The sequence below is a fragment of the Mesorhizobium sp. M1142 genome (genome assembly GCF_040318565.1).
GTDB lineage: Bacteria > Pseudomonadota > Alphaproteobacteria > Rhizobiales > Rhizobiaceae > Mesorhizobium.
In genome coordinates, this window is sequence record NZ_JAMYMK010000035.1 from 1 (window position 1) to 25,678 (window position 25,678).

General features: G+C 60.3%; 20 protein-coding genes and 2 pseudogenes. 14 read left to right on the forward strand and 8 right to left on the reverse strand.

What is annotated here, in order from left to right; genetic code table 11:
* Positions 1–359: pseudogene (locus NKH42_RS29530) on the forward strand (hypothetical protein); the annotation flags it as partial.
* Positions 360–655: 296 nt separating this feature from the next.
* On the opposite strand, the gene NKH42_RS29535 reads toward NKH42_RS29530, so the two are convergent.
* Positions 656–826: a hypothetical protein gene (locus tag NKH42_RS29535; protein ID WP_352509299.1), complete on the reverse strand. Its 171-nt coding sequence runs from the start codon at positions 824–826 to the stop codon at positions 656–658.
* Complete coding sequence (locus NKH42_RS29540; protein ID WP_352753356.1) at positions 792–1,295, reverse strand: hypothetical protein; 504 nt, start codon at positions 1,293–1,295, stop codon at positions 792–794. The genes NKH42_RS29535 and NKH42_RS29540 overlap by 35 nt, the downstream gene beginning before the upstream one ends.
* A 112-nt stretch (positions 1,296–1,407) precedes the next feature.
* Between NKH42_RS29540 and NKH42_RS29545 the strand changes: the two genes are divergently transcribed.
* The 4 genes from NKH42_RS29545 to NKH42_RS29560 all read left to right on the forward strand — a co-directional run bounded on the left by NKH42_RS29545 (position 1,408) and on the right by NKH42_RS29560 (position 5,351).
* Positions 1,408–1,635: a hypothetical protein gene (locus NKH42_RS29545; protein WP_352509296.1), complete on the forward strand. Its 228-nt coding sequence runs from the start codon at positions 1,408–1,410 to the stop codon at positions 1,633–1,635.
* 83 nt (positions 1,636–1,718) lie between these two features.
* The gene (locus tag NKH42_RS29550; RefSeq protein WP_352509295.1) at positions 1,719–3,224 is read left to right on the forward strand and encodes an ATPase domain-containing protein; all 1,506 of its coding nucleotides are present in this window, start codon (positions 1,719–1,721) and stop codon (positions 3,222–3,224) included.
* Positions 3,221–4,264: a sensor histidine kinase gene (locus NKH42_RS29555; protein WP_352509294.1), complete on the forward strand. Its 1,044-nt coding sequence runs from the start codon at positions 3,221–3,223 to the stop codon at positions 4,262–4,264. The genes NKH42_RS29550 and NKH42_RS29555 overlap by 4 nt, the downstream gene beginning before the upstream one ends.
* A 790-nt stretch (positions 4,265–5,054) precedes the next feature.
* Positions 5,055–5,351, forward strand: a complete 297-nt coding sequence (locus tag NKH42_RS29560) for a PRC-barrel domain containing protein (RefSeq protein WP_352479193.1) — start codon at positions 5,055–5,057, stop codon at positions 5,349–5,351.
* A 24-nt stretch (positions 5,352–5,375) separates the two neighbouring features.
* Here the strand turns inward: NKH42_RS29560 and NKH42_RS29565 are convergent, their stop codons facing one another.
* The gene (locus tag NKH42_RS29565; RefSeq protein ID WP_352974704.1) at positions 5,376–5,516 is read right to left on the reverse strand and encodes a hypothetical protein; all 141 of its coding nucleotides are present in this window, start codon (positions 5,514–5,516) and stop codon (positions 5,376–5,378) included.
* A 459-nt stretch (positions 5,517–5,975) separates the two neighbouring features.
* On the opposite strand from NKH42_RS29565, the gene NKH42_RS29570 reads away from it, so the two are divergent.
* Positions 5,976–7,034, forward strand: a complete 1,059-nt coding sequence (locus tag NKH42_RS29570) for a YihY/virulence factor BrkB family protein (protein ID WP_352509293.1) — start codon at positions 5,976–5,978, stop codon at positions 7,032–7,034.
* Between the two features lie 442 nt (positions 7,035–7,476).
* Here NKH42_RS29570 and NKH42_RS29575 read toward each other — a convergent pair whose 3' ends face one another.
* Both NKH42_RS29575 and NKH42_RS29580 read right to left on the reverse strand, forming a co-directional pair.
* A complete protein-coding gene (locus NKH42_RS29575; RefSeq protein WP_352479191.1) occupies positions 7,477–8,301 on the reverse strand; it encodes a 5'-3' exonuclease in 825 nt (274 codons plus the stop codon).
* Between the two features lie 455 nt (positions 8,302–8,756).
* Complete coding sequence (locus NKH42_RS29580) at positions 8,757–9,176, reverse strand: hypothetical protein (protein WP_352509292.1); 420 nt, start codon at positions 9,174–9,176, stop codon at positions 8,757–8,759.
* A gap of 154 nt (positions 9,177–9,330) precedes the next feature.
* Between NKH42_RS29580 and NKH42_RS29585 the strand changes: the two genes are divergently transcribed.
* Complete coding sequence (locus tag NKH42_RS29585; RefSeq protein WP_352974705.1) at positions 9,331–9,573, forward strand: DUF982 domain-containing protein; 243 nt, start codon at positions 9,331–9,333, stop codon at positions 9,571–9,573.
* 95 nt (positions 9,574–9,668) lie between these two features.
* On the opposite strand, the pseudogene NKH42_RS29590 reads toward NKH42_RS29585, so the two are convergent.
* Positions 9,669–9,967 (reverse strand): annotated as a pseudogene (locus tag NKH42_RS29590) (transposase); the annotation flags it as partial.
* Positions 9,968–11,072: 1,105 nt separating this feature from the next.
* On the opposite strand from NKH42_RS29590, the gene NKH42_RS29595 reads away from it, so the two are divergent.
* The 3 genes from NKH42_RS29595 (at position 11,073) to NKH42_RS29605 (ending at position 12,555) form a co-directional block, all read left to right on the forward strand.
* Entirely contained in the window at positions 11,073–11,210 is a 138-nt protein-coding gene (locus tag NKH42_RS29595; RefSeq protein WP_352753354.1) for a hypothetical protein, read from the forward strand.
* Between the two features lie 121 nt (positions 11,211–11,331).
* Positions 11,332–11,643, forward strand: coding sequence for a PilZ domain-containing protein (locus NKH42_RS29600; RefSeq protein ID WP_352479185.1), 312 nt, complete (start codon positions 11,332–11,334; stop codon positions 11,641–11,643).
* 237 nt (positions 11,644–11,880) lie between these two features.
* The gene (locus NKH42_RS29605) at positions 11,881–12,555 is read left to right on the forward strand and encodes a protein-L-isoaspartate(D-aspartate) O-methyltransferase (protein ID WP_352691667.1); all 675 of its coding nucleotides are present in this window, start codon (positions 11,881–11,883) and stop codon (positions 12,553–12,555) included.
* A gap of 532 nt (positions 12,556–13,087) precedes the next feature.
* Here NKH42_RS29605 and NKH42_RS29610 read toward each other — a convergent pair.
* The gene (locus NKH42_RS29610) at positions 13,088–15,637 is read right to left on the reverse strand and encodes a caspase family protein (protein ID WP_352479183.1); all 2,550 of its coding nucleotides are present in this window, start codon (positions 15,635–15,637) and stop codon (positions 13,088–13,090) included.
* Positions 15,638–16,042: 405 nt separating this feature from the next.
* On the opposite strand from NKH42_RS29610, the gene NKH42_RS29615 reads away from it, so the two are divergent.
* The 4 genes from NKH42_RS29615 to NKH42_RS29630 all read left to right on the forward strand — a co-directional run bounded on the left by NKH42_RS29615 (position 16,043) and on the right by NKH42_RS29630 (position 23,995).
* Positions 16,043–17,317 carry an MFS transporter gene (locus NKH42_RS29615; RefSeq protein ID WP_352479182.1) on the forward strand — a complete coding sequence of 425 codons (1,275 nt, stop codon included), beginning with the start codon at positions 16,043–16,045 and terminating at the stop codon, positions 17,315–17,317.
* Positions 17,318–17,437: 120 nt separating this feature from the next.
* Positions 17,438–18,931 carry a cysteine synthase A gene (gene cysK / locus NKH42_RS29620; protein ID WP_352509288.1) on the forward strand — a complete coding sequence of 498 codons (1,494 nt, stop codon included), beginning with the start codon at positions 17,438–17,440 and terminating at the stop codon, positions 18,929–18,931.
* Positions 18,932–19,135: 204 nt separating this feature from the next.
* Positions 19,136–23,686, forward strand: a complete 4,551-nt coding sequence (locus NKH42_RS29625; RefSeq protein WP_352974708.1) for an alpha/beta fold hydrolase — start codon at positions 19,136–19,138, stop codon at positions 23,684–23,686.
* Positions 23,687–23,725: 39 nt separating this feature from the next.
* Entirely contained in the window at positions 23,726–23,995 is a 270-nt protein-coding gene (locus tag NKH42_RS29630; protein ID WP_352974709.1) for a hypothetical protein, read from the forward strand.
* A 1,456-nt stretch (positions 23,996–25,451) separates the two neighbouring features.
* Here the strand turns inward: NKH42_RS29630 and NKH42_RS29635 are convergent.
* The coding region (locus NKH42_RS29635) for a hypothetical protein (protein WP_352757107.1) at positions 25,452–25,678 on the reverse strand (227 nt) is incomplete at its 5' end.

Sequence of the window (25,678 nt, forward strand, 5' to 3'; positions counted from 1 at the left end):
AGGACCTGTTCCAGCGCGAACCTCTGGCAATGGCCGCGGTGGGCCTTGCCGTGGGCACCGCCATCGGCGTGATGCTGCCTCACACCGCCGCGGAAGACGCGCAACTCGGCCCCTACCGCGACAAGCTTCGTGACAGTGCCGAGGAAGTCTTTGAAGAAGGCGTGGAGCAAGCCAAGCAGGTCGCCGCCGAGGCATATGAGACTGTAAAGGAAGAGGCTGACCGACAGGGTTCCAGCGGCGACGCCGAGACGTTGGTCGACCGCGTCGAAAAAGTCGTGAAAAAGACGGCAAGCAAAACGGAGCAAGCCATTCGCGATCGTTTGGCGGAGTCGGACGAGCCTCCCAACACTTCGTCATAGCGGTAGCCGGTTTTCGAGGTGCGCTGGCGAAGCTGTTCTTGAGACTCTCTTCACGGCGACGACATGCCTCAGGACTGATCTGGCATGCAACCTCGGCTTCCAGATTTGCTCCTGGCGAGGTATCGAGTTGCTGCTTCCGCGCGCTACGCCTGCCTTGCAAGAAGCGCCGCACAAACATCACTCACGACTTGCTGCAAGACATCGAAAGCATAGCCGATGTGAAGCCGCTCGAGCGGGGTGTGGTAGTCTCGTCCCCACGGGCCGATATTGATGGTAAGAATGTTGGCCAGCCCGCCTTATTTCGGCCAGCGAATGCCGTCGCGCCACATCGGCATGTTGCGGGCGACGACGTCGAGACTGGATGCGGTGGCCTCGCCAAAGAAGCTCATCTCGAGATGCCGGCGAAACAATCCGCACAGCCGATCGCCGAGATCATAGCGTGCGGTTGCGCCGGCTGCGATGTGCAAGGCAATCTCGCGCAACCTCGCCGCTGCCGGCCTGTCGGAAAGGTTCGTTGGCAGATAGGGTGTCGAGCCGAAGCGGGTGACGATTGCCGGTCCCGGCAAGCGGCTCAATCGCCATGCCTCTTCGGTAACCAGCAGGCATTGCTCGGGGCAGCGGGAGATCGCCCGCGCCAAGAGACGCGCCGACGGTGCCAAGCCTTGATGTTGTTACCGCATCGAGACGGTCCAGCAGTGCCTTGTAACGATGCAGCGGAATTGTTTCGACGAGATCGATCGCTGCGCTGCCGTGCTGGCAATGCCGGCGCTGCTTCAGTTCCGGCAGGCAGGCAAAAGCAGCATCGGCGCAAAGCCGGTCAATGCAATCAAGCACCTCGTCCGGGCTCCGTCGATAGCTCAGAACGTTAAAGCCGGCGAACGCCGTAGCCGGCGTCGTTACGTCATAGCGGGACTTGCCGTCGCGCATATTGAGCAAGGTGTGCCCAGAAGGAATTAGGCATTATCGGTAAGCTCAGAGACCCATTCCACACGGGCCGCTATGGCAGCGGCAACAGTCGCGGCGTTCAGCCCATTCAGGAGAAACCGCTATGCGCGGGAACGCCGACGTGGGCCGTCGGAAGCAGCTTGCCGACCGTTCCAAGCGCGATGACGCAACCCTTGTTGCCGTCACCGTCGTCGGCGATCGCATCGAGATTGATCGCCGCCAGAATATGGAGCCCGCGCTCGCCAGCAATCGCTGGCAGCGCCTGCGCCGCCTTGCGCGCTCCGGCAGAATTGTTCTCACCGACACGAACGGCGTCGTGAGCAGTTTGTAGGGGAGGCTCTTGTCCTTATCCAGCGTAGTGCGGCCCTCTGGAACCATCAAAACTGACAATCGTTACGCTGTTCAGCAACGTACATGAGGGGCAACGTCAACGTGAACGAAGATGACGCCTCACCATTAGCGACCGGGGTAGAAGGCCTCGACTATGTTTTGCGCGGGGGTTATGCCAAATTTCGGTCACACCTCGTTGAGGGAAGGCCTGGTTCGGGCAAGACCACGCTCGGGCTTCAGTTCCTTATCAAGGGGGCCTCGCAAGGCGAAAACTGCCTCTATATTACGCTATCCGAAAGCAAGCGCGAACTCATATCCGTGGCAAGCAGGCACGGCTGGACTCTGGGCGGGATAGAAATTCTGGAACTCGTTCCTCCAGAACTCAGCCTTGATCCTTCCCAGCTGCAGACACTCGTGCATTCTTCTGACCTGGAACTCGGAGAGACCGTGCAGGCGGCCTTGGCTGAGATCGACCGTATTAAGCCACAGCGCGTCGTATTCGATTCGCTTTCAGAAATCCGGCTGCTCTCGCAGGGCTCACTACGCTACCGTCGGCAGGTCCTGGCGCTGAAAAGCTTCTTTCTGCTCAACCACGCGACGGTCTTGTTACTCGACGACCTCACGGCCGAGCAGGATGACCTCAACCTGCATTCGATCAGCCATGGCGTGATCCGCATGGAGCAATTGACTCCGATATACGGTGGCGAGCGGCGGCGCTTACGGGTGATCAAGATGCGTGGGGTGCAAATACGTGGCGGTTACCACGACTTCGTTATCCGACCGGGCGGGATCACGGTCTTTCCGCGACTGGTCGCCGCCGAGCACCCTGAAGCCGAGCACGGATCGCCGGCCTTAAGCGGACATGGCGTGGACGCTCTGCTCGGCGGCGGCCTCGATCGGGGCACAAGCACGCTCTTGATCGGCCCTTCAGGTGTGGGGAAGTCGACCATAGCCTGCTCCTACTGTCATGCAGCGCTCGGGCGCGGTGAGCGCGCCCTGGTTCTGCTGTTCGATGAGACTGACCGCATTTTCCTGGGACGTGCAGCTGGTCTCGGTATGGATCTCAAGCCCTTCCTGCAAGACGGAATGCTCCTGCTCGAACAGATCGACCCGGCGGACCTTTCACCCGGCGAATTGTCATCAAAGATTCAGTTCGCAGTCGAGCGGTTTGATGCCCGGATCGTAGTGATCGACAGCCTCACGGGATATCTGAATTCGATGTCCCAAGAGCAGCATCTTGTGCTGCAGATGCATGAAATTCTCACCTACCTCAACCAGAAGGGCATCGTCACGATCCTGCTGCTCGCCAATCACGGGCTGATCGGCCAGACGGCGGCCCCAATCGACATGACCTATCTGTCTGATGCAGTGATGTTGCTGAGGTTTTTCGAAAGTGGCGGTCGCATCCGGCGAGCGATTTCGGTGGTGAAGAGGCGGGTTGGTCCTCACGAGGACACGATCCGTGAATTCATGGTCAGCAGCCAGGGCATAGCTGTCGGCGAGCCGCTCGACCAATTCAGGGGAATACTTACAGGCGTGCCCTTTTTTGAGGGCAAACAAAGCGACCTGCTCGCTGACAAGAAGCCATGACGCCGAAAGAACCCGTCGTACTCGTGCTCGCCCCGGTTGGTCGAGACGCTCAGCTAGCGGCCTCGATCTTAGCAAAACACGGGATCGGCACACGCATCTGTGCCAATCTGGAAGAGGTTTTGGGGTTTCTCGACAGCGCACACTGCCTTGTCGTCGCCGAAGAGGCGCTCATCAATTCCGACCGGAGCCAATTCGCCGCCTGGCTGCGCAACCAACCTGCGTGGTCCGATTTTCCAGTGGTTCTTCTGGTCATGCGGGGAACAGAATTCGACAAGCGTCTTGCGTTTCTAGATCGGTATCTCATCGTTCTCGAAAGGCCTTTCCTGGCCTCAAGTCTGGCCAATTCGGTGAGGTCGGCGTTGCGTGCGCGTGCACGCCAGCTCGAGGTCAAGTCCCACCTCGAACAAAAACAGGAGGTCGCTGACCGTCAAAAGCTGTTGATCCTCGAGCTTCATCACCGGGTCAAAAACACCCTGGCCAATGTGCGAGCGATGATGGGAGCGACGGCCCGGTCCAGCGATAGCGTCGACAGCTTCGTGCGTGATTTCTCCGCAAGAATCGTGTCCCTTGCCAACACGCATTCAATGCTTACAGACGACTATTGGCAGACGGCCTCATTACAGAGATTGCTTGAGACGGAACTGAGCCACTACGAGATCTATGGCGAGCCGCGAATATCACTACGTGGTCCCAATGTGGCCCTCGTCGCCGACCTTGCGATACCTGTGGGCATGGCGTTTCATGAACTTGCCTCCAACTCAGCAAAATTCGGCGCCTTGTCGCGCCCGGAAGGCCGCCTCGATGTGCAATGGTGGATAGCGGATTCCGCAGGTGAGCAGATCCTGCATCTCCATTGGCAGGAGCGGAATGGTCCCATTGTGCAGCCGCCGAGTCGACGAGGCTTTGGAACGACATTGCTGGAAAGGGTCGTTACGGTGCAATGCAATGCGAAAATCGAAATGCATTACAATCCCGGCGGCCTGCGTCTCACTATGGCGTTGCCATTACGCGAAACGAGGCTCGTCCCAGCGTACTCCTGAGTACCTGACGAACGCGACGAAACAGCACGCAGCTGTGGCCGCAGTCGAAGCCACTGTAATCAAAGGGCCGGCTCCGCGACTTTCTTCAGCGGTTCGGGGCCACGATGCAGGTTGCGAGTTGGGGGCCCCCATTGCGGCCGCCAAGCCGCCGCCGCCTGGCTCTTTCACCTGACCTCGCGCGGCAGGATGTAGTGAGCTGGTCGGAGCCACACGTTACCGACAAAACGGCGCGACTACGCCGGCTTCCTGAGCTCCACCTGAACGCCGAGGCGGAACGCCTCACCATCTGCAAACGAGCGCGCGTAGCTCTCAGCTGTGAAAGGGACCGTGATCGTAGCGCCGTTGACCGTCACGCGAACCGACCACTCTTTCGTCCTCACGATTTCAACGGCATGTTGCTCATGGGGACCCATGCATTCCTCCCAGAATGGTACGTTGAAGAAGGGGGAGGATAGCCTCGCAAAACTCGTTCGCATGCAAATAATCCGACACCGCAAGGTCGAAATGTCAAAATAGCGCACAGTTGCCGCCGCGGCTCGGGCGCGTTTTTCAGGCGGTTAAGCAGGCAGGCCGACCTACTTCGGTGTTTGCAAGTCGAACCGCCACGACAGACGACCCCAAACCGGATGCTCGAACTCAACGCCAGCTCGTTTAGGGGATCGGAGACAGCCAAGGCGCCTGCCATATCCCCGCTCGGTGCCCATCCGCGAACGACACTCGTGAACGACGGTTCGGAACGGTTGGCCCTGTCGGGGGTTACCTCAGTCCAACCGGAGAGGAGCCTCCAAAAATGGACCACACCAATCACGTACGGCTTTCGAGTTCTGAACTGCGCGCAGACGTTGTTGAGGGAGCCACCATCTACGGTCGCGACGATGAGGAAATCAGTTCAGTCGACCACATCCATGGAACGGGCGAGCATGCGCAGGTCGTCTTCGATGTTGGTGGGTTCCTCGGCATAGGCTCAAAGCGCGTGGCCTTATATGCAACTCAGCTCGATTTTATGCGGGACGAAGACGGCACCGTGCATGCTATCACACAAATGACGACCGAGCAGTTGAAGGCCCTGCCAGAGCATTTTGATTAAAATCAGCTTCGGTGGTCTCGACCGTCAGATATTGTCATGGGTGAAGGTCGATCCGAGTGCGAGCTCGCTTGCAGCGTCGGCGAAAGCATCGACCTGATCGTCAAATTTTCCATTCGGAAACGAACAGACCTCATCGAGGGATGTTTCGTTCCAGCGGCCGCGCAAGAGCTTCACCTGGGCGGGGCAGGTTTTCCCGTGTCCTTGTCGCCTGAGACCGGAAGGACCTTCACGTCATGGCCGGCGCGTGTTTCACTTTCGTCTGGCTTGCCAGCCGAACCAGGGTCCTGCAGCATGGCGATCGTGACTTCGTGCGTCATGCGTCATGACGTTCTGGAAACGCATCCACGATTTCAAAGTCGCTGCTGTGGAACAGGCCGCCGGACATGGCGCCAGCCGGTGCTGATACCGGCCGGAACGATGTGGTCAGATAGCCCCTCGAGGCGAGACAGGACAGCCCTACTCCGGCCCTCGGAAGCGGTCGTGAGTCAGAGTCGGGGCAGTGTCGTTGTTAGATGGCCGGTATTTCTGCAGCTGGCGGATGATTATTTGCGAGCGCAGGTCTGCACCTGCATCTATTGGCGCGCCTAAACGTTGCCGTCGAGGAAGATGCGACGGACTGCAGTCATGTCGAACAACAAAGCCGAAGATTCCAACGAAAACCAAATGCAACTGGAGCGGCGGGCTGGACAAGCAGACAAAGAGGGCCGCGGACGCAATGCCGAACGGCCATCGCAAATTTCCGGCCGCGGCTGGAGGGATGTACTGTGGCGGGTGTTCGCTGAGGTAATGGAGGACCGCGTCATGTTGATCGCGGCCGGAGCCACGTTCTACCTGCTTCTTGCCCTGTTTCCAGCGCTTGCCGCCTTCGTGTCCATTTACGGCTTCGTCGCCGATCCTCAGACGGTCGCCGAGCACATTTCATTCCTTGGCGGCATACTGCCTTCGGGCGGTTTGGATCTTATCAGATCGCAACTTAACTCATTGGCCGCTCAGAACACTAGCACGCTCAGCTTTGGGTTTATCTTCGGTCTCGCGGTCGCACTGTGGAGCGCCAACAGCGGCATCAAGACGCTGTTTGAAGCAATGAACATCGCTTACGAGGAGACTGAAAAGCGCGGCTTTATCCATCTGAATCTCCTGGCCTTGGGATTCACCCTTGGCGCCATCCTCATTGGCATCGGCCTTATCATCTCGGTCGGGATCGTACCCGCAATGCTTGCGCTGGTGAACCTCGGCGGCTGGACGGAAACCCTTGTGCGGATCTTGCGGTGGCCGGTTTTGCTGATCATGGTCGGAATCGGAATTACGCTGATCTACCGCTACGGCCCTAGCCGCGAAAAGGCAAAGTGGCGATGGGCCACATGGGGGGCATTCCTCTCGGCTGTGGTTTGGATCGCAGTCTCGGTGGGTTTCTCTTTTTATCTTGAGAACTTCGCTAACTACAACGCGACCTACGGAGCCCTGGGGGCGGTCATCGGCTTGATGATGTGGACCTGGATTTCCGTGATCATCCTGATTGTAGGTGCGGAGCTGAATGCTGAGATGGAGCATCAGACAGTCAAGGACACCACCACAGGTGCGCAGCAACCGATGGGGGCGCGAGGTGCCACGGTCGCGGACACGCTGGGCGGATCGGCCGATGCCGCCAACAAGCAGTCACGTTTGGACGAGCGCAAAACCTAGCGCCTTACTGTGCATCTGCTGCAACTTCGCTTGGCGCCAATGACGGTCTTAGATGGCCGTCACCTTACAGGCCTATCGAGCATATATGAGGTTGTCTTGTATCTTCCCATCACGGGAAAGGCAAAGCAGGGTTCAGATGCTGCTCCCTCTTACTGAGGGCGCGCCCACGGAGCGACCGAGCGGCTTCGTCACCGCCGAGCTATACCACTCAGCGGGGCACGACCCGGACGCGACCGCCTTGTATCTAGGTCGTAGGTGCGTAGGTGTGACACGCTTTGCCATTGAACGTGAATCGACAACTCAGATGCTACGTGAGCGCCTGTCACCCGCCGGAACGTTGGGCTGAGTTCTTCAAGACTGTTGCCGCGCCTACCGTGCCCCTGTGCGATTGGGGAATCGGCGCTGGCCTTCCAAAGGCCGCTTCCAGACCTCGCGTCCGAAGTCAGTTACGGGGAGCTTTAAGCGCACGTGCGAGGAGCCGGGCATCATTTAGCTGGATTACGCACGTCTCGAACGCATTGGTCGGGCCGCGCCAGCGCAGCTCTTCGACATTCTCAAAAAGCCGAGCGTCCGTACGCAGCGTGGCGAGATTCTTGAACAAAAGTGCGAGCTCTCTACGCCGGCCGAGGGCTTCAGGCGGAAAGCTTTCAAGAGGGCCATAGCGGCCAAGCAGCCGGGCGGCCGACACCAGGCCGATGCCCTCGAGACCCGGGTAGCCATCCGCGGCATCACCGACGAGCGCTAGGAAATCTGGAATCAGAGCCGGCTCAACTCCGAACTTCTCGCGTACGCCGGTGGCATCGCGAATTTTCTGGGTCCTTCGGTCTACCTGGACCACATGGTCACCTCGCACGCACTGCGCGAGATCCTTGTCAGGCGTCCAGATGCATACCTTCTGCACGCGCTCATCGGCAGCCGCGCTCCGTGCCGCGGATGCCAGCGCGTCGTCGGCTTCTAGGTCGATCATCGGCCAGACCGCCACTCCCATGGCCGCCAGGGCTTTCTCAAGAGGATGGAACTGCGCGAGCAATGCCGGCTCGATGCCATCCCCGGTCTTGTAGCCGGGCCAGAGCTGATTTCTGAACGACTCGATTACATGATCTGTCGCTACCCCAATGTGTGTGGCGCCATTCTCGATCATCTCCAGCAGGGTGTTCAGCACGCCAACGACGGCGCCAAACGGCCTGTCTTGGCCGTTGTTGAACCGGCGTTGGCCATAGAAGTGGCGAAACAACTCGTATGTGCCGTCTACTAAATGAACGATCATCTCAATCCTTGAGGAAGCGCCAGGCCGTGCCCGTACGCCCGCCTCAAGCCATGTCTCTTATCGCAGCAGCTTACCTTCAAGTCACAGGTGCGCGCACTACTATATGGTAGCCCGCTGCGACAGCCCTTTGACAACAACAACGATCTGCGCGTGGCGCTGAACACGTCCTCGACCGAGAAGCGCTCGTCAAGACTGTCCTTGGAAGCTACGGCAAGGTCGGCAATGACACGCCGGCAAATGCAGCCCAATCCTTTGTTTGCGCCGACATTGAGCAGCGTGTCTAGGATCCGGACAAGGCCGCATTCCATTACCGGAATCAGCACATGGCGCATTCGCAACCGGCCTTTACGAGCAGCCCTCCCCTCGGCGGCGGCGAGTCGATGTAGGTGACGCGCTCTCGCAATTTGAACCCCTGACACGCTTCGCTGGCGGCAGCGCTCGACCGCAGTGCGCTTCTACATGGCGTGGTCAAAGCCGGGCGAGCAGCCCATGCCAAGGAAATGCTTCCGCTGCGTCGACAAAGGGATTGTTTCCCAGTGGATACCGTAGCCGTCGCTGATGATGGCCGCAGCGGCGCAGGCCAGCCCCTCGCGCTGCAAGGCGATCGGGTTAGCAGTTTGCTCGTCGCTGGGGGCGTAAGCGTCTGGCGGTCTTCCTGAATGAGACCACGTTTTGAATGAGACCACGTTGGCCATCGGCTGCTCGATCGACACAAAGTCGGGCCTGTTGCCTTGATCATGGCGCGAAGCTGGCAACCGAGCGATCCCCTGCTCCTCGGCGTTCTCGCCGATGGCTTTGATCAGGCCAGTCTTGATCGAGAGCGATGAGCCGGGCTCATACCAAGCGCATGCGATGTCGAGGCCGAGGATTAACATTCTCACCCCTCGGCAATGCCGGCAGGAATGCCCCAAGGGCATGCAGTCGCAAGGAGCTTCTCACCGAATGTTCGCGCACCGGGTCAATCGTGACGCAACGAAATGTGGTGTTCGCCCGTAGGGTCGTAGGGACACCGCGAAAGGAAACCAGAACATGACCAGCGAACGAGACGTCGGCACGTTCGAAAAGCCCGTGACCCTGTTGCTGTCCTCGGGCAAAGTCAGTGTTTCGAGCACCCGCGAGGCCGCCGAAATGCTGCTGTATGATTGGCCCATTGGAGAGACGGGGCGCCGCATCCAGGCACGAATGGCCTGCATGAAGGTGCTCGGCGGTGGAAGCGCCCCGGAGGTAGCCCGCGCGGCATTTCTGACCGCCGCCAAGGAAGCGAAATCTTGAACGCCTGACATCTGCTACTCTGCCGCCGCAGCAAATGCCGGCCGGTCATAGCCATTGTCGAGATGCTTGGCCGCAGTTTCGAACGCGTCCATCGCGAAGTCTGGAAAGCGGCGCTGATATTTGGCGATCAGCTTCGGATCGAAGGTTCCGGCACGGTGCGCGGGATAGTCAGCGTCATCTTCGATGTGCCCGTCAGCACCGACTTCCGCGAATGGCCTTTGCGCGATTGACGTTCCTCTCGGTGCTCTCCTCATCGAAGTGCTCGTCGAGCTCGGCGTTCAAAATGCGCTCCGAAAGCGCCTTCTTCAGGTCGTCAAGCAACCCCCTTGGCGAAAACCTCGTTCGGATCACGACCGGCAAGCAGCTGGTCCAGAAATTCTTTCCCGATAGCCATGTGATGATTCTTTCCTTCCATCGTCATGGCCTCGCACAGAACTCCTGACAGTCCCAGCGCATGACGTGATCCCTGGCTGAGTCTGCGAAGGAAAACGGTGGTCCTGGAGCAAAAAGTCCGACTCTGGGGACATTAGTCCTGCCAGTCTCGATCACGGGGCAACTTCAGCAAAGAGTGCCCCGACGGGCACAAGTCCGGCGGCCGCGCTCGGCCAACTGCTCGGCATTGAGCGCGAGCTTGGCAAGCCCCGCATTCGCCTCTTAATTCGACCCCGAATGATCCGCGAGCTATGGAAACGGGTGCATGAGCATGCCGGGCCGTCGCCAAAGTGCACGAAGCGCCCAGCCACTCAATGGATCAAGCCGGGACTGATTGGCCGCGTAAGCACTGCGCGGCGACGAGGGTCTACGCAACGCCTCGCGGCTGGACTTTTGGGATCAGATTGGGGTGACAGCGCCGTGCCGCACATGACGTTGGGCGAAGCCGCTAGGCTTACCGCAAAGCAGAGTTGAGTTGTCGCAGCGCGCCTCGGGCGGCCGATAGCCTGTGCTTTTCGAAGATTGCTAGCTTCTGCTGATAAGTGATCCGCACCTTGGCGTTGCACCCGTGGCATCTGAAGTGCGCAATCGTTCTTAGTGCAGAGCCTTTCCTTACCGCCGGATGCGAGCAATTCGGACAATTGAATGTGAGCGCAACATTAGACAAGTCTTTGGCTAAACCGGCAATAGACGGCTTCTTGGCCACGCCTGCATCTCCAGCATTCGAACCCTCGAACGAGCAAGGGCTCCGGCCCGGAACATTTGCAGCAAACGTACACATTCAATTGACCCCGATTTTAATCCTCGTCATGAAGTCGGCGCCATCCGTTGCGCTCGTTCTAGCGGCCCAGCGGCTTGCGGTGAGGGTAGACCGCTGGGCCTGACCAGCGAGCCTTTGGGAGTGCTCGCTTGACTGTGAGTATATGAGCTAGACCTAATGTAATGATACATGCGAATGAAGTACGTGGCGGCAATTCCGCTGTGTAGAAGCTGTAAGGCGCCCCGGAATGGTCGATGCGTCTGGCACCGCACGCCAGCACCGGCCGGCTAGAGTTCATTGAGCCTTGATGCCGACCCTGATCGAGAAGCCGCCCCACGGCGATGCTTGGATTCAGGAGGTGGAGTTCGACGGCTACGGGGCCGGCGTCGACCAGAAGCTTGGAACCCGTGCTGATCGACACGTCGGCAACGCGGAACCTTGCTAGATATTACCTGAGCATGTCCTAGAATGCCACATACCTGAGCAACATGATCGCCCATTGCTGTGCGTCTGTGTTCGGTGTTTTATACTTAAGGGTGAATTTCGGCAGATCTGGCATTTTATCGATGGCAAACACCGCCAATCCACTTGATCAGAGTTCCGACGAGCATCGGCGCGAGCGCCGCCCACGTGTGCTAAAGGGCGGGACGATCATCACCGGGATCCAGAATTCCGAGATCAGCTGCACCTTGCGCAATCAGCATGAGGGGGGCGCCGAGCTGAAGGTCGCGCCCGAAGCTCGGGTTCCCGATCGCTTCTTGCTCTACGTGTCGGTCGATGGAGTTGCCTATAGATCGGAAGTTCGTTGGCGTCGCAACGACCGCATCGGCGTCAAATTCACCGGCACCGAGCCCAAACCGAAACTTCACTACGGTTGACCCACGGCAAGACGAACCTTTTCTGACACTCGCCATGAATTTTCAGCACAAGTCGCCCGGCCATTCTCTCCGAGGATAACCCGGACAGGGACGTGAACTACACAGCGCCCTTGACTGCCAAGACGGTCACCCACCCCTGCCCTGGACACCCGTGTTGGAAACGATAGCGGGCGCTACTGTGACGAACAGGATATAAGGCTCTCTGGCAGCAAGCTGGTTGAGGAAAGTCCCACCGTCATGAAGCCTATGAACGAAGAGCACCTGGCCATCCTACGCAGGCACATGGTCGAGATGATTGCAATCCATACCGACCTTGCAAGCGAAGAACTCGGCAAGGCGGCGCTCGATGAACGGGTGATGGCAGCGATGCGGCGATTGCCGCGGCATCTCTTCGTGCCAGCTTCGGTTGCACCTTACGCCTACCAGGACATGCCGCTGCCGATCGGCTTCGATAAAACCGTCTCGCAGCCGTTCATCGTCGCCCTCATGATCGATCTTCTTGCTCCCCAACCGCACGAGGCGGTGCTCGAGATCGGCACCGGCCTGGGCTACCAAACCGCAATCCTCGCGGGACTCGCCGGGCAAGTTTGGAGCGTAGAAATCATCGAGGAATTCGCAAGCCGTGCGGAGGCTCTCCTGCATGACCTCGGCTTATCCAATGTCGGCATTCGTGTCGGAGACGGGTCTCGCGGCTGGCCCGAGCACGCCCCATTCGACAAAATCCTGGTCACGGCGGCGGCTGAGCAGACACCGCCGGCTTTTCTGACGCAACTCAAGCCGGGGGGACGGCTGGTACTGCCTTTGGGATCTAAAGAAGCACAGTTTCTGACTGTCATCGACAAGGATGCGGCAGGGCAGCTCGAGACCCGGAAACTCATTCCGGTTCGGTTCAGCCGGCTCGAGACCGCCTAGTGATGTGCGACAACCGGCGCGCCGCGCTTTTCCGACCCTCAATCAGATGCCAGCCTTCGCGTTTCTTTCGTCCTTGATGAACGGGAGAAACAACCCGTCGCAGATTTTCCAAACACAAGGCAGCTTGTCTTCTGGGCTCTGCGATCCTTCTTGGCCCTCACAACTTGAGCTGATCATCCTCCCCAGCCGCCTCCCCCGCCGCCGCTCCCGCCGCTCCCACCGCTCCCGCCGCTCCCGCCCGAAGGAGGAATGAACACAGGCGCAGGAACAGGCTCCTCCTCAACCGGTATGATCACTTTCTTGGCGGCCCTCCTGGGAGCAGGCTTGACGACCTTTGACGGAGCAACCCTGCGGACGACCTTTGGCGGGGGAACTCTGCGAAGAACCTTTGGCGCGGGCGTGGCGACCAGCGGCGTCGGTTCAACCCTAGGGACCAGGGAGGTGCAACCCATGAGGCCCACCATGATGCCGGATAACGCTGTTCCAAGTATTGCCTGTTTCAATACTCTGCCTGCCATTGCCTCCTCCTCAGTCAAAACAAGTCCCGACGCGGATTGGCTTCTTCCCAAGCCCGTCTGGCCGCGTTAACCAGTTGCGTGTCCAGTGAACCCGACCGGGGAAAATTCGATTTCAGTTCCTGGCGCAGCTGCTTCAAGGCCGCTGTTTTTGGCTTCGGACCGAACTTTGCCAGCGCTCTTTGGGCGTCCGGCAGTTCCTTGCGCACATCGAGCGCAGCCGCAAACGCAAGGAAACGCACGACATGACCCTGATCGGCCTTGTCGCCTTTTTGCATTTCGAGAGCCGCGCGATCGTAAGCTGCGAACGGGTCACCCCGTGCGATCCCGATTTCGAACAATCGCTGCGCTTCCGCGAGGCTCCGTTCCACACCGACACCGTCCCGATACATGCGTGCGAGGCTGCCGGGCGCATAGGGCTGGCCGAGATCGATTGCCTGCTGAAACAGCGCCAGCGCCGTCTTCGGATCCTTCTCAACGCCCTGCCCAGACAAGTAATTGCGGCCGAGCAGGTTCATAGAATACATATCCTGCCGCTGGACGCCGGCCTGCAGGAACGCAACGGCGCGGGCTTGGTCAGCGGTCACGCCGTTGCGGCCCTCGGTGAAGATCGCGGCCAGATCGTTCATTGCATAGGTATGGCCCATCGCCGCTGCCTTGAGCAGCAGGTCCAAGCCCTTGGCCGTGTCGGGCTTGACGCCATACCCATTGAACAAGGCGCGACCCCACGACGTCATGCCGTAGGGATCCCCCTTGTCGGACGCAGCGGCGTAAAGCGCGTTGGCCTGTGCGCGGTCGACGGCCATTCCGGTTCCGGTCGCATACATGTAGCCTAGCTCGAACACGGCACGTACGTGTCCCTTCTTGGCGGCTTGCTCGATGGCTGTCCTGCCCTCATCGACCTTGCCTGCCGCAAGGAGCGCGCGCCCAAGTTCATAGCGGAAGCGCGCAACGTCGGGATAAGCCTTCACGGCGGTCTCGCAAAGCTCTACCGCGCTGGCGCCAATTTCGTTCGGCAGCAGGCCGGGGACGACGCCTTGCAGGTCCAGAGGTTCGCCGGCAGCCGTATCGCAAGGATCGACTATTGGCGAGAGTTTCATCGTGGCTGGCTTTGATGAGCTGCTGTCCGCCCGAATCTCGAAGCCGACCTCGACCGTGGCTTCGGCGCCGATCTGTGGCTCGTAGCGCAGTCGATCGACCTCTGCGGCCATCAGGCTCGACTGGGGCGACAGGGTTCGATCGGGCAGCGAGAGCGTTCCCGTTGTCGGATATTTCGAAACTTTCAGCGTGACAGCGGGATCTTCGGTCGGGAAGTCAAGCTTCAGGAAGACCGGACCGACGCCCATGGGAACATCGATGTCGCGGTTTTCGATCGCTTCTGCCGCACCGGTGATATGAATGCCACGCTGCAATACCTTCTGCTTCTGCTCGGCCTCGAGCGAGGCCATGATCTGTTTACCCTGTGGGCCTTTGCCGCTCTTGACCCGAAACACCAGAATGCCCTGGGTTTGACCGCCCCAATTGTCATGCGTGGCATAGGCCAGCATATCCACCTCTTCCTGCGCAGCGACACCCTTGGGAACGTCCATCTGCAAGCGCGGGAGGTCCTTGCCCTGAATCGGCACGCCCACCCTGACGGGGTTGCCGTCCAGCATCAGGCGCCCCAGGGCAGGCGGTCTTTCAATGCTCAGGGTGATCGTGCCGCCGTCGATGTCTACCGGTTCGGGCAGACCCAAGCCGACGGGTCCAACACCCGACAGCACGACCTTCTCCAGCACCGGCGGCAGTGCGGGGCGACTGCTGCGGCGCATCAGCACGACTTCGTCAATCAGTGATGAGTTCTCCCAGGGAACTTGGAGGCCGTTTGTAGCTTCCACCACATCGCGGCGTACCGCCGCCATTACGGTGCGGATTTCCTGGTTAGGCGCTAGCGCGCGACGGGAAAACGCCGCCGAAAACGGGCTGAGTTCGCCGGCCCCGTCATACGCCGCCGCCCCGGGTTCGGTGGCAAATGCAATCAGCGTGTTCAGCGAGCTTTTGACCTGGGCGAGCCCGGCGTTACCGGTGGCAATGAGCTGGTCTCTCAGCCAGTAGTTCTTGCGCGGAAACGGATTGTTGCGGCAGGCATCGAGGATGATCACCTGGATCTTCGATTTCGAACGCAATTGTCCCAGCACATCGTTGAGCTTGATGGCCTGGACCTCGATGTCCGCCGCCTCCTTCAAGGAGGCATCGACCGGGATCAGGAAATTTTCGCCGCCGATCTGAAAACCGTGACCGGAATAGTAGACGACCGCAAGGTCGGCGCCGTCAACGGCGGCAAGATAATTGCGGAACTGTTCTTCGAATTGCAGCTTCGTCAGATCGCTTGCGACGAAGACCTCGAATCCTGCCAGTCGAAATGTTTTCGACACGTCCTCGGCATCCTTGACCGGGTTCTTGAGCGCGGGGAATTGTCGGTAGTCCGAATTGCCGATGACAAAAGCGACCCTTCGGTCGGCGCAAGCGTGAAAAGTCGTGAAGCTCGCAAGGAGGAAGGCTGCGACGATTGCGCAAAGTCGGAGCATGGCAACCCCATAAACGCTGTTACCTCGCGACCACAAGAACACCGCATGGGGTAGCCAGGTCCGTTAGAGAGCATGCAATCTGCCGGGACAAAAAAGGGAGAAAAGCCGTCGCGGCAGCGGGCATATTTCTCACTTGATCAAGTGCTAAATTACATCAGAGCCCGCATATCTGCAACGTCTGTCAGACGGCGCCGGCTATCCGATCACTGGTCCGCCTCGTCTGGTTCTGGGGATTTACCATTCTCGATTAGGCCTGATCTCGGTATCAGCCCCTCCTGTCGGGTAGATTGCAGGTCCAAAGTGGGCCGTTTCCACGGCCGGGTCCGGAGTTTCTACGCTGATGCACACGCCTGCTTCCATACCGCTGGGCGATGACAGCTTCGAAGATGTTCTGAGGGCAGAAACATGTCGAATCGTCAATCACCAGCGGCTGGAAACAGCGAGGTTCGGGGTAACACAATGCGGCTGCGCGGCCTGTTGGCTGCGGCCGGTGCTACGACTGCCATGGCGTTCGGATTTGGTAGCCTCGCGCTGACATCCGTTTTTATCAGGCCGCTTGAGGCGGAGTTTGGCTGGTCGCGAGCCGATATTAGCCTTGCCTACACGCTGTCAAGCGTCGGCATGGCCTTGGGCGGGCTGTTCTGGGGCCGGTTGTCCGATCGCCTGAATACCAGAAACCTGCTGTTCATCGGCTCGGCAGGTATGGTGATAGCGCTTGCCGCGATGTCCTTCGCAACTTCGCTCTGGCAGATCTATGCCGCCAATTTCGCGCTGGGCGGGCTCGGCTTTGCCTGTCTTTATGCGCCGGTACTTGCGGTAACCGGGCTCTGGTTCGACCGCCGCCGGGGCCTCGCCGTGGGGACCGTCACAGCAGGAGGAGCCCTAGGTCAAGGCATACTGCCGTACGCCGCGAATGCCTTGATTGATGGCGTCGGCTGGCGCTTCGCATATGCGGTGATGGCGGCGGCGACAATGGCTGCGCTGGCGATCCTTCTGCCTGCGGTTCAAAGGCCGCCCCTCGGCGACGTTCTTCCCGTCCCCGTGCGTTTTTCAACAGAGCCAGCTTTCCAAGGTGGCCGGATTTCTCCCGTGGCGCTCCTGTCTGCGGCAGCCTTTCTCTGCTGCGCCTGCATGGGGGTCCCGCTGATGCACCTCACGAGCTTCGTCACGGCCGTGTGCGGATCTTCGGATGTCGGATCGCTCAGCCTGTTGATCGCGATGCTGTTCGGCGCCGCCGGGCGGATCGCATTCGGGCTCCTCGCCGACCGGGCAGGCAACCTTGCTGCCTATGCACTGGCATCTTTCATTCAGACGGCATGCGTTGCGATTTTTCCCGCGCTAGACCAGCAGCTGAGCCTCTTGGTGCTGTCGGCAGTCTTCGGTTTTGGTTTTGCTGGAAACATGACCTGCCTGATCCTCTGCGTACGCCAGTTTGTGCCAGCCGAACGCTTTGGCCAGTCACTCGGCACTGTCATGCTGATCGCCTGGGTAGGCATGGGCATGGCCGGCTATTTCGGCGGCTTCGTCTATGACCACTTCGGCAGCTATAGGCCCGCTTTCCTAATTGCATCTGCCGCGGGCGCAGCCAATCTGGCCGTGCTGGCTGTATTGGCGTCGTTCGGTGCGAGAGCGCTGGCCCCATGCGGCGGCGGACTTCCAGATCCTGCAGTGGGCCACTGATTCAAGCGTTGGAATCGCTGAATTCCACGTTGGGTCAAACGCTGCAAACCTCGGCTTTCCTGCCAATTTCAGAGATCAAAGGGACGGAATGCCGCCGTCGCTAAACAAGGACCAACTGAGATGAGCCCAATCCACGACAGCATTCTCGACACGATCGGTGACACGCCGGTCGTGCGCCTTTCGCGCATAAACAACGGCGCCGCCTCGCTCTATGCCAAGATCGAAGCGTTCAATCCTGGCGGATCGGTCAAGGACCGTTTTGCCGCCGCCGTCATCCAACAAGCGGAGCGTTCTGGATTACTTCGACCTGGCCAGACCGTGATCGAGGCGACGAGTGGCAACACAGGCATTGGGCTCGCCATGGTTTGCGCCACGAAACGCTATCCTCTTGTTATCGTCATGCCGGAAAACGCCAGCCTCGAACGCCGCAAGCTCATGCGTTTCTTCGGTGCCAAGGTCGTGTTGACACCTGCCGTCGAGCGTGGCAGCGGCATGCTGGCCAAGGCGATCGAGCTGGCCGAAACGCACGGCTGGTTCCTCTGCCGGCAATTCGAGACGCCCGTCAACGCCGATATTCATGCCCGCACGACAGCGCTCGAAATTCTCGCGGCTTTTCAGGACCGTCCACTCGATTACTGGGTCACCGGCACAGGGACCGGCGGAACTCTTGCCGGTGTGGCGCGAGTGCTCAAGCGCGAGCGGCCGCAAACGCGAATCATCGTGTGCGAGCCCGATAATTCGGCACTGCTGTCGAGCGGCATTCCCCAAAGCTTTGACGACCACGGACTGCCGACACGAGCGCACACCCGCTTCCGGCCACACCCGATGCAGGGGTGGAGCCCAGATTTCATTCCGCAAATTGTAGGCAATGCCATGGCCGACAACCTTGTGGACGAGATCCTGCCCGTTTCAGGTGCCAGCGCCCTAGAAGTCGCACGCCGGCTTGCGAAGGAAGAGGGAATATTGGCGGGCATCTCCGGCGGAGCAACCTTGAGCGGGGCACTGGAAATCGCTCGGCGCGCCGGCCCGGACCAGAGCGTGCTCTGCATGTTGCCTGACACAGGCGAGCGGTATCTCAGCACGATCCTGTTCGATCATATCAGCGACGAAATGTCGGAGGCCGAGGAGGCGATCTCTCACTCTACACCCGGCTACCGCTTCGACCGGCCGCCATCCTTCGCGCTGTCATCGGCGCCCGCGAACGACATCCAAATCGATCCGTTGGCGCATGAGTTTATTGATGAGGCGATCAATGATTTGGAGCACCCGGTAGTCATGTTCGCTCTGACATGGTGCGAATTCTGCTGGACGGTAAGAAAGCTCTTCGATCGTGCCGGAATCGCCTACAAGTCCATCGACATCGATACCCCGGAATTCCAGAAGATCGGCCTGGACGGAGAAATCCGAAAGGCCCTGAGAGCCCGGATTGGCTCGCCTACAATTCCGCAGGTCTTTGTCGGCGGCGAGCATCTCGGTGGCTGCCTAGATACACTTGCAGCATGGCGAGACGGCACGCTCGGCGCCCGGCTGGAGTCTATTGGCGCAAACTACACACCCGGCGCATGTGCAAATCCCGACAGCCTGCTGCCCCGATGGATGCGGGCGGCGGCGTGAGACGCATCGTCGCTACCAACCCAGAACGAGGCAACACGGACGCCATCCGCTTCCGGTTCGGCTTCATGTAGACTTTTCCGTGCCGACCTCCCCGAAGCGAGGAGCAAGTCAGATCGCTCGCGTTTCTGAAACGAACGGTTTCGGCAGCGGCACGAACTTGATACATTCTACCGCTAATTTAGCAGGCGCACTGGGATCGGCAAAGTGTCGCTCGAAATTCGCCTCCTCGGAGATCTGACCGTCCTTCGCCATGGCGAGGTCGTTTCCTTGCCGCGTTCGAAAAAGACGCGGGCGCTGCTGGCCTATCTTGCGCTTGTCGAGCGCCCGCAGCGGCGCGAGCGCCTTTGCGAAATGTTCTGGGAGGTACCGGACGATCCTCGCGGCGCTCTTCGCTGGAGTCTCTCCAAGATACGGCAGGTCGTCGACCTCGGGCAGGGCGAGATCCTGCAAGCCGACCGCAACGCAGTTCGCCTGAACACCAGCCAAATGACGCTGGACATCGCGCCTCTCCGGGGTCTCGGCGCTCGCGACATAGAGGCCCTTGAACGGGAGCAACTGGAGGCCCTCGCCCGAGCGTTTCGCGGACGTTTCCTGGATGACCTTTCATTGCCGCGCTGTCCGGAATTCGAGGCCTGGCGCATTGCGACTGCCGACGAACTACACGTGACGCGTCTGCGCATCCTTCGCGTGCTCGTCGACCGGCTGGCGGATGATTGCCCTGCTCGGGCGCTTCCGTACGCGCATGACCTGCAGGCGCTGGAGCCCGAGGACGGCGCACTTCGAGCCGACATCCGCCGTCTAAGCGAGGCTGCACGGCAGTCCGCCATGGTCCAAAGCAGCGCCACGAGAACGGACACTCAGATCGCTCCCGCGGGTGAGACCGTCACTTCGACGCAGGTTCTGCCTACGCTGGAGATGCAGCTTGCTTCTCCGCCGGAAGTGGTGCTTGCGCAGGAGATCCGCCGGTGCACGACACCCGACGGCGCGCGCCTGGCCTACGCATTGAGTGGTCAAGGTCCCCCTTTGGTGAGGGCCGCCCACTGGATGTCCCATCTCGAGCTCGAATGGGACAGTCCGGTGTGGAAGCATTGGATCGAGGGCCTCTCCGCGCACTACCAGCTGATACGCTACGACCAGCGCGGCAACGGCCTATCAGACCGGTATCCCGCCGACCTTTCCTTTGATGCCATGGTCGCCGACTTGGAGAGCATCATCGATGCCGCTGGTCTGCGCCGCGTATCCCTGCTTGGCATTTCCCAAGGGTGTGCCGTCTCGATCGCGTATGCCGTATGGCATCCTGTGGGGGTGGCGGGATTGGTTCTGTATGGCGGATTTACCATGGGCTGGCGCAAACGAGGCAATCAGCGCGAAATAGCGCGTCGCGAAGCCATGGGAGCGCTAATACAGGAGGGCTGGGGCCAAGACGACCCGGTATTCCGCCAGATGTTCACCTCCCTCTTCATTCCGGAAGCAACGCCGGAACAGAAGAATTGGTACAATGAGCTGCAACGCAGTACCGTCTCGCCGGAGATTGCCCATCGAATCTTCGAGGAAGGCGCCGTCATCGATGTGGACGACCTGTTGCCCCGAGTTCGCGTTCCGACCCTGGTGATGCATGCCATTGGGGATGCCGTCATTCCGTTCGATCATGGTCAGGCAATCGCTGGGAAAATCCCCGGCGCGCGTTTCGTTGCGCTCGATAGCGCCAATCACGTGCTGCTTGGTCACGAACCAGCGTTCGCAACCTTTGTGGATGAAACGCGTCGTTTTCTTGCGGACCCCGAACAGACGCAGCAACTCGCGGGTCCTCCGGCGTCCTTGGGAATCAACCGCTCTCGGCAGTACATAACCGTGCTTGCCGCGGAAGTGGTCAGTCCCATGCATCTCCTCGAAACAGAAGATCCGGAGGTGGCGATCCGCGAATTCCAGCCCCTCGAGGATCGCTTGATACAGGTCGTGGAGAGCCATGGCGGTACCATCACATCGTCTGCTGACGGGACAATCACGGCAGCATTCGGCCTTGCTCGCGCCACAGAGGATCACGCGTATCTTGCGTGCCGCGCCGCGCTCGCGGCTAAGCTAGCCGTGGAGGAGCTCTCCCACGGCGGCACCCGGTTGAGGGCCGGAATAGACACCGGCGAGGTCATCGTGCGGCAACAATGGACGAGCGAAGGCAGCAAGGTTGAACTGGCCGGCGCCGCGCCGCGTGCAGCCAACCGGCTGATGCGTGCCTTGCACCGTGCGACGATCGCCGCAACGGCCCGGGCGCGCGCAGCCGCCGGAGGCTATGTGCAGATGCACCGCTTAGCGCATTCGGAGCATCCGCAACTTGGCCGTGACGAACGTATTTACGAATTGTTGGGCGAGAACCACGCTCTGTCGCGCTGGCACCTGAGGGCCAACCGCGGCCTTACCGGATTGGTGGCGCGCGAGCTTGAGCTCAAAATGCTTCTTGCAACTTGGCGCCGGGTCAGGGAGGGCCACGGCCAGATCATTGGCATCGTCGCCGATCCCGGCATGGGCAAGTCGAGACTTGCCCACGAATTTCTCTCCCTCGACGAGGTTGCTGGTTTTACTGTCCTTGAATGCGGCGGTCTGGAGTTTGATTCATCGGTCGCTCTAGGCACTGTAAAGAAGCTGTTGCTCTCGGCTTGTGGCATTCGCGGCGAGGACGGCTTGGCGGACGCCCAGCGCCTGTTTGCCCTTAAGCAGGCGGAACTGGACCTGGATCCACGTCATGCGGCGCCGCTTTCATTCCTCGCGGACCTGCCGGTCAACGATTCTGCGTGGCTGCATCTCGATGCGCGGGAGCGGACCTCACGGGTATCCGAGGCGATGAGCGCTTTTCTGGTTGCCTTGAGCCGAGCCTCGCCCGTCGCCATGCTTATAGAGGATCTGCACTGGATCGATGCTGAGAGCGAGGCCGTGGTCAACAGGCTGGTCGAAGTGATGGGCGCCAACCGCATCATGCTTCTCGCCACCTATAGGCCGCAGTACCGGCATGAATGGAACCGCCGCGGCTATTTTCAGCAGATGAGGCTGGAGCGGTTCGCGCGGGACGAGATGGACCAGTTCCTCACCGAATTACTGGGATCCGATCCCAGCCTGGGTGAACTGCGGAAAACACTTGCCGAGCGGGCCGAGGGCACACCGCTCTTTCTGGAAGAAATGGTGCGCGGACTGGTTGCGGACGGTGCACTTGTCGGCCATTCGGGCCGCTACGAGCTCAAGACGCCGGTGGACTCCATCACCATCCCCTCGACGGTTCAGTCGCTCATCGCCGCACGTATCCAGCAGCTGGGTGACTCGGAAAGGCAGGTACTCCAAGTCGCTTCGGTTATCGGTAAGAATGTTCCATATCCGCTGCTGAGCGCGCTCTCGCCGCTGCCGGATGCCGAACTGGAATCATGCCTGGCCAAACTGCAGAGTCTGGAATTCCTGTTCGAGGTCCAGAGCTATCCTAACGTGGAATATACGTTCAAGCACGCCTTGACGCTCAAGGTGGCCTACGAATCCCTGCTGGCGGAGGACCGAAAAAGGCTGCATCGGGGTGCACTGCTTGCGATGGACACGCTCTATGCCGGATCGCTGAACCATCACGTCGAGGAAATGGCGGAGCACGCGCTTCGTGCCGAGGCGTGGGAACCTGCCGCGGACTATCTGCTGCAAGCGGCGGGTCGGGCTGAGGAACGCTCGGCCTATTCCGCCGCCGTCCAGTTCCTAGAACGCGCCCGCAAGGCAGTCGCCGCGTTGCCGCGAAATCCGAAAACTCTCGCCCAAGCAATAGCCCTGCGGGTGCGGATGCGGCCTGCCTACGGCGCCCTGGGTGCCTATCGGAAGGCGCTGCCGCAGCTGTTGGAAGCGCGCGAACTGGCCATGGAACTGGGCGATCCGCAACTCATCTCCGAGGTGCTGCTCCATTTGAGCTATCTCAACAGCTCCCATGGCCGCTACGAGGAGGCGCTGGAACCGGCCGACACACTCAAGCGCGGCGCCACGGCAAATGGCGTGCAGCGCTGCATAAGCGAGTCGGATCTGGCCGCCTCACAGGCGCTTCTGATCCGCAGCGAGGCGCGGCAGGTGCTCGAGCGGCTTGTTCCGCATGAGGAGAGGTTCACCAAAGCTTGGCGTCTGGAGCGTTTCGGACAGCTCGGTGCGCGAGCGGTTTGGTACCTGGGGCATCGCGCGCAGGCCGAAGCGCGCCTTGGCCGTTTCGACGATGCGGAGCGTTCGCTTGCCGAACTCCAGAAGGTCGCGGCCGAAGTGGCGCGCCCGATCGACAGCTGCGCTGCCGCCTATTTCACCGGTGTGGTGGGTGTCCTGCGCGGGCCCGAGCCGGAGCTTGTCGAGGCGTTGCAGTTGTGGTCCTCCGAAGCTGCGACCAGCGCATCAATCCTTCTGCGGCCATGGCTGTTGACGATGCTTGGGCACGCGGAATTCCTGCTCGGCCGCAACTACGACGCGGGCGCCACCTTGGAAATGGCGGTGACCGAGGCTGAGCGGCTCGATCTTGCCCAGTTCGAATGTCACGCGCGCGCGGTGCTCGCATGCGTGCGTGCGCGCCTGTGTGAGCCGGAAGCTGCGGCCAATCTGGGCCATGCGCTCGAGCTTGCACGGGGACGTGGCGATCCGTGGAGCGAGATCATCGTACTGCGCGGTATTGCCGAAGCAAGCGCGTGGAGAAGATATTCGACCGGCGTCGGGCCGTTGTCGGCGCCGCACAGGACCGCTGGATGGTCGCTATCAGCCTGGTAGGCCATCACGTGGGACTGCTCGACGCCGGCTCCGAAGAAGTTGGTCATCGTGCTGCTGCTGTGGGTGCCTGCAATCCACCGGCTTTTGGCACGGAACTGGAACTTGGCAAGCTCCGGCTGGCCCGCGACGGCGTTGATGGTGGCCAGAAGGGTGGGCGTATCAACGCCGTTCCTCGGCTCCCGCGGCGCCTTCTTCATGGAAGCCTTTTCCATGACCATTGTATCGTCCTGCATGTCATTCACTCCTGAGTTCGGATTTTGCGCGACCGGGATAGCCCCGCACGGCCAAACCTCGGCCGTCAGCGTTTGATGTGCAGTTGGAACGACAGTGGGAATCGAGAGGTTTTTTGCACCAGCCAGTCGTGAACAGCGCCAGATCCGCGATCCAGCGAAACGACGGGCCTTCAAACGCTTGTTTCCCGCAAAGCTGCGATCACCAGCAAGCGCTGAGAAGGCGTGCCAACCGAAACCGCAGGAGATCGGACCATGTCTCGTTCATTTGGGATAGAGACCCGGCCGTGCTCAACCGGTTGGGCAGTCATCGTTCGCGGACCAAACAAGGCTGAGGTGCCTGCCACATTGCGAAGATCCACACGTATGCGGGCACCTTAAATCGCCCCGATCAATGTGGACGCAACGGCGCCCTTTAAACTGATACGTGTTACTCTGGAAGTCCCGCCCTACGAAGGCCCTCGGTATACCTATTCCGATCGTCCAATCGCCGGAACGGCGGCAATACGTCGGCAAGATTCGAAAGCCGCAGCGCCGGGTCGAACGCGCATAGCGGGCGATCATTTCCCTGGCTTCCGCGAGCCGCCCCGCCCAGGCATGGCCCGCCGCCACTACGCGCATCGCGCTCGCGTAGTTTGGTTGGTGCCGCAACGACCTTCCAGCCCACGCGACGGCATCGCCGTAGCGGCCAGCACAGAAATGAGCGAGCCCAGTGTTGAACTGCCAAGCGAACAGGCGCGGATCAAATGGGCTCAGCCGCATCGCAAGCGCGGCGTGTTCGACGGCTCTGTCTGGCTCGCCCAAGCAAACCTTCACCCAGCTGTTGAGGCCCAAGGCAGCTGCCAAGTTCGGGTTGAGAGCGAGCGCGCGATCGAGGCAAGCTGCGCTCTCATCGAGGTCACCACTTACATAGCCGAGGACGTACCCACCGTGGGAGAGCGCGACCGCATCGTCCCTCCCAAATTTCAACCGCTTTCCTGGCTAGTTGCCATTGGGGGAGTAACGTCCCCTCCTCTTTTGCAGCAGCCAGGAATGCCTTGCGGGCCTCCTCAGCTTCCATCTCGTCGAATATACGGCCATGCAAACGCGCACCGCGAGGTCCCACCCAGGGCCACGCTTCGTCCACTTCACCAGCTCCTCGCCGGCTGTCTTGGCGTTGTCGACGTTGCGGATGATCCGGGACGCTCGGTTTTTGACGGGGGCCGGAGGGCTGAACCAGTGACGAGACGTGAGGGGCCTTAGGGGCGGCTAGCGAGTTTCCTCTCCACTAGCCCGCTAGCGATGAGATGGTTAACCTTTTGTTAGCCATGTGTGGGACCGTGATGGGACTGTTTCCAAACGTTCGTCGACCGTTGTCTTGGCGGTCGGTACGAAGCCGTTATGCATCATCTTCCAGTATTTGTCGCCCTGGCCATTTCGCTTGTCGTGGGTTTAGCCGTGGCGATGGGTTTAACATGAACGCCAACACGCTCCCAAGCGAGGCTATTCGTGGTGGTCGAACGCAACTGACAGTCCGAAGGCCGGGGCCGCACCGACTATAAGGTAGACCAGCTTATCGTCAGTAACCAGCAGATGCGGAGCGCCCCAGCGCACCGGCGGCCTCCCCGCTCGCAATCCAAATAGACGTCTTTCAGCTGTTTGATTGGCATGTCAGCGTAAGCGAACGCGAGGTCCTGAGCGTCAGAAGCCGACAATGAAGCCGGACTGATTGCGATCAGCACGGTGCCGAGCGTCACAGGCGCGAGGGACTTAACAACTGACA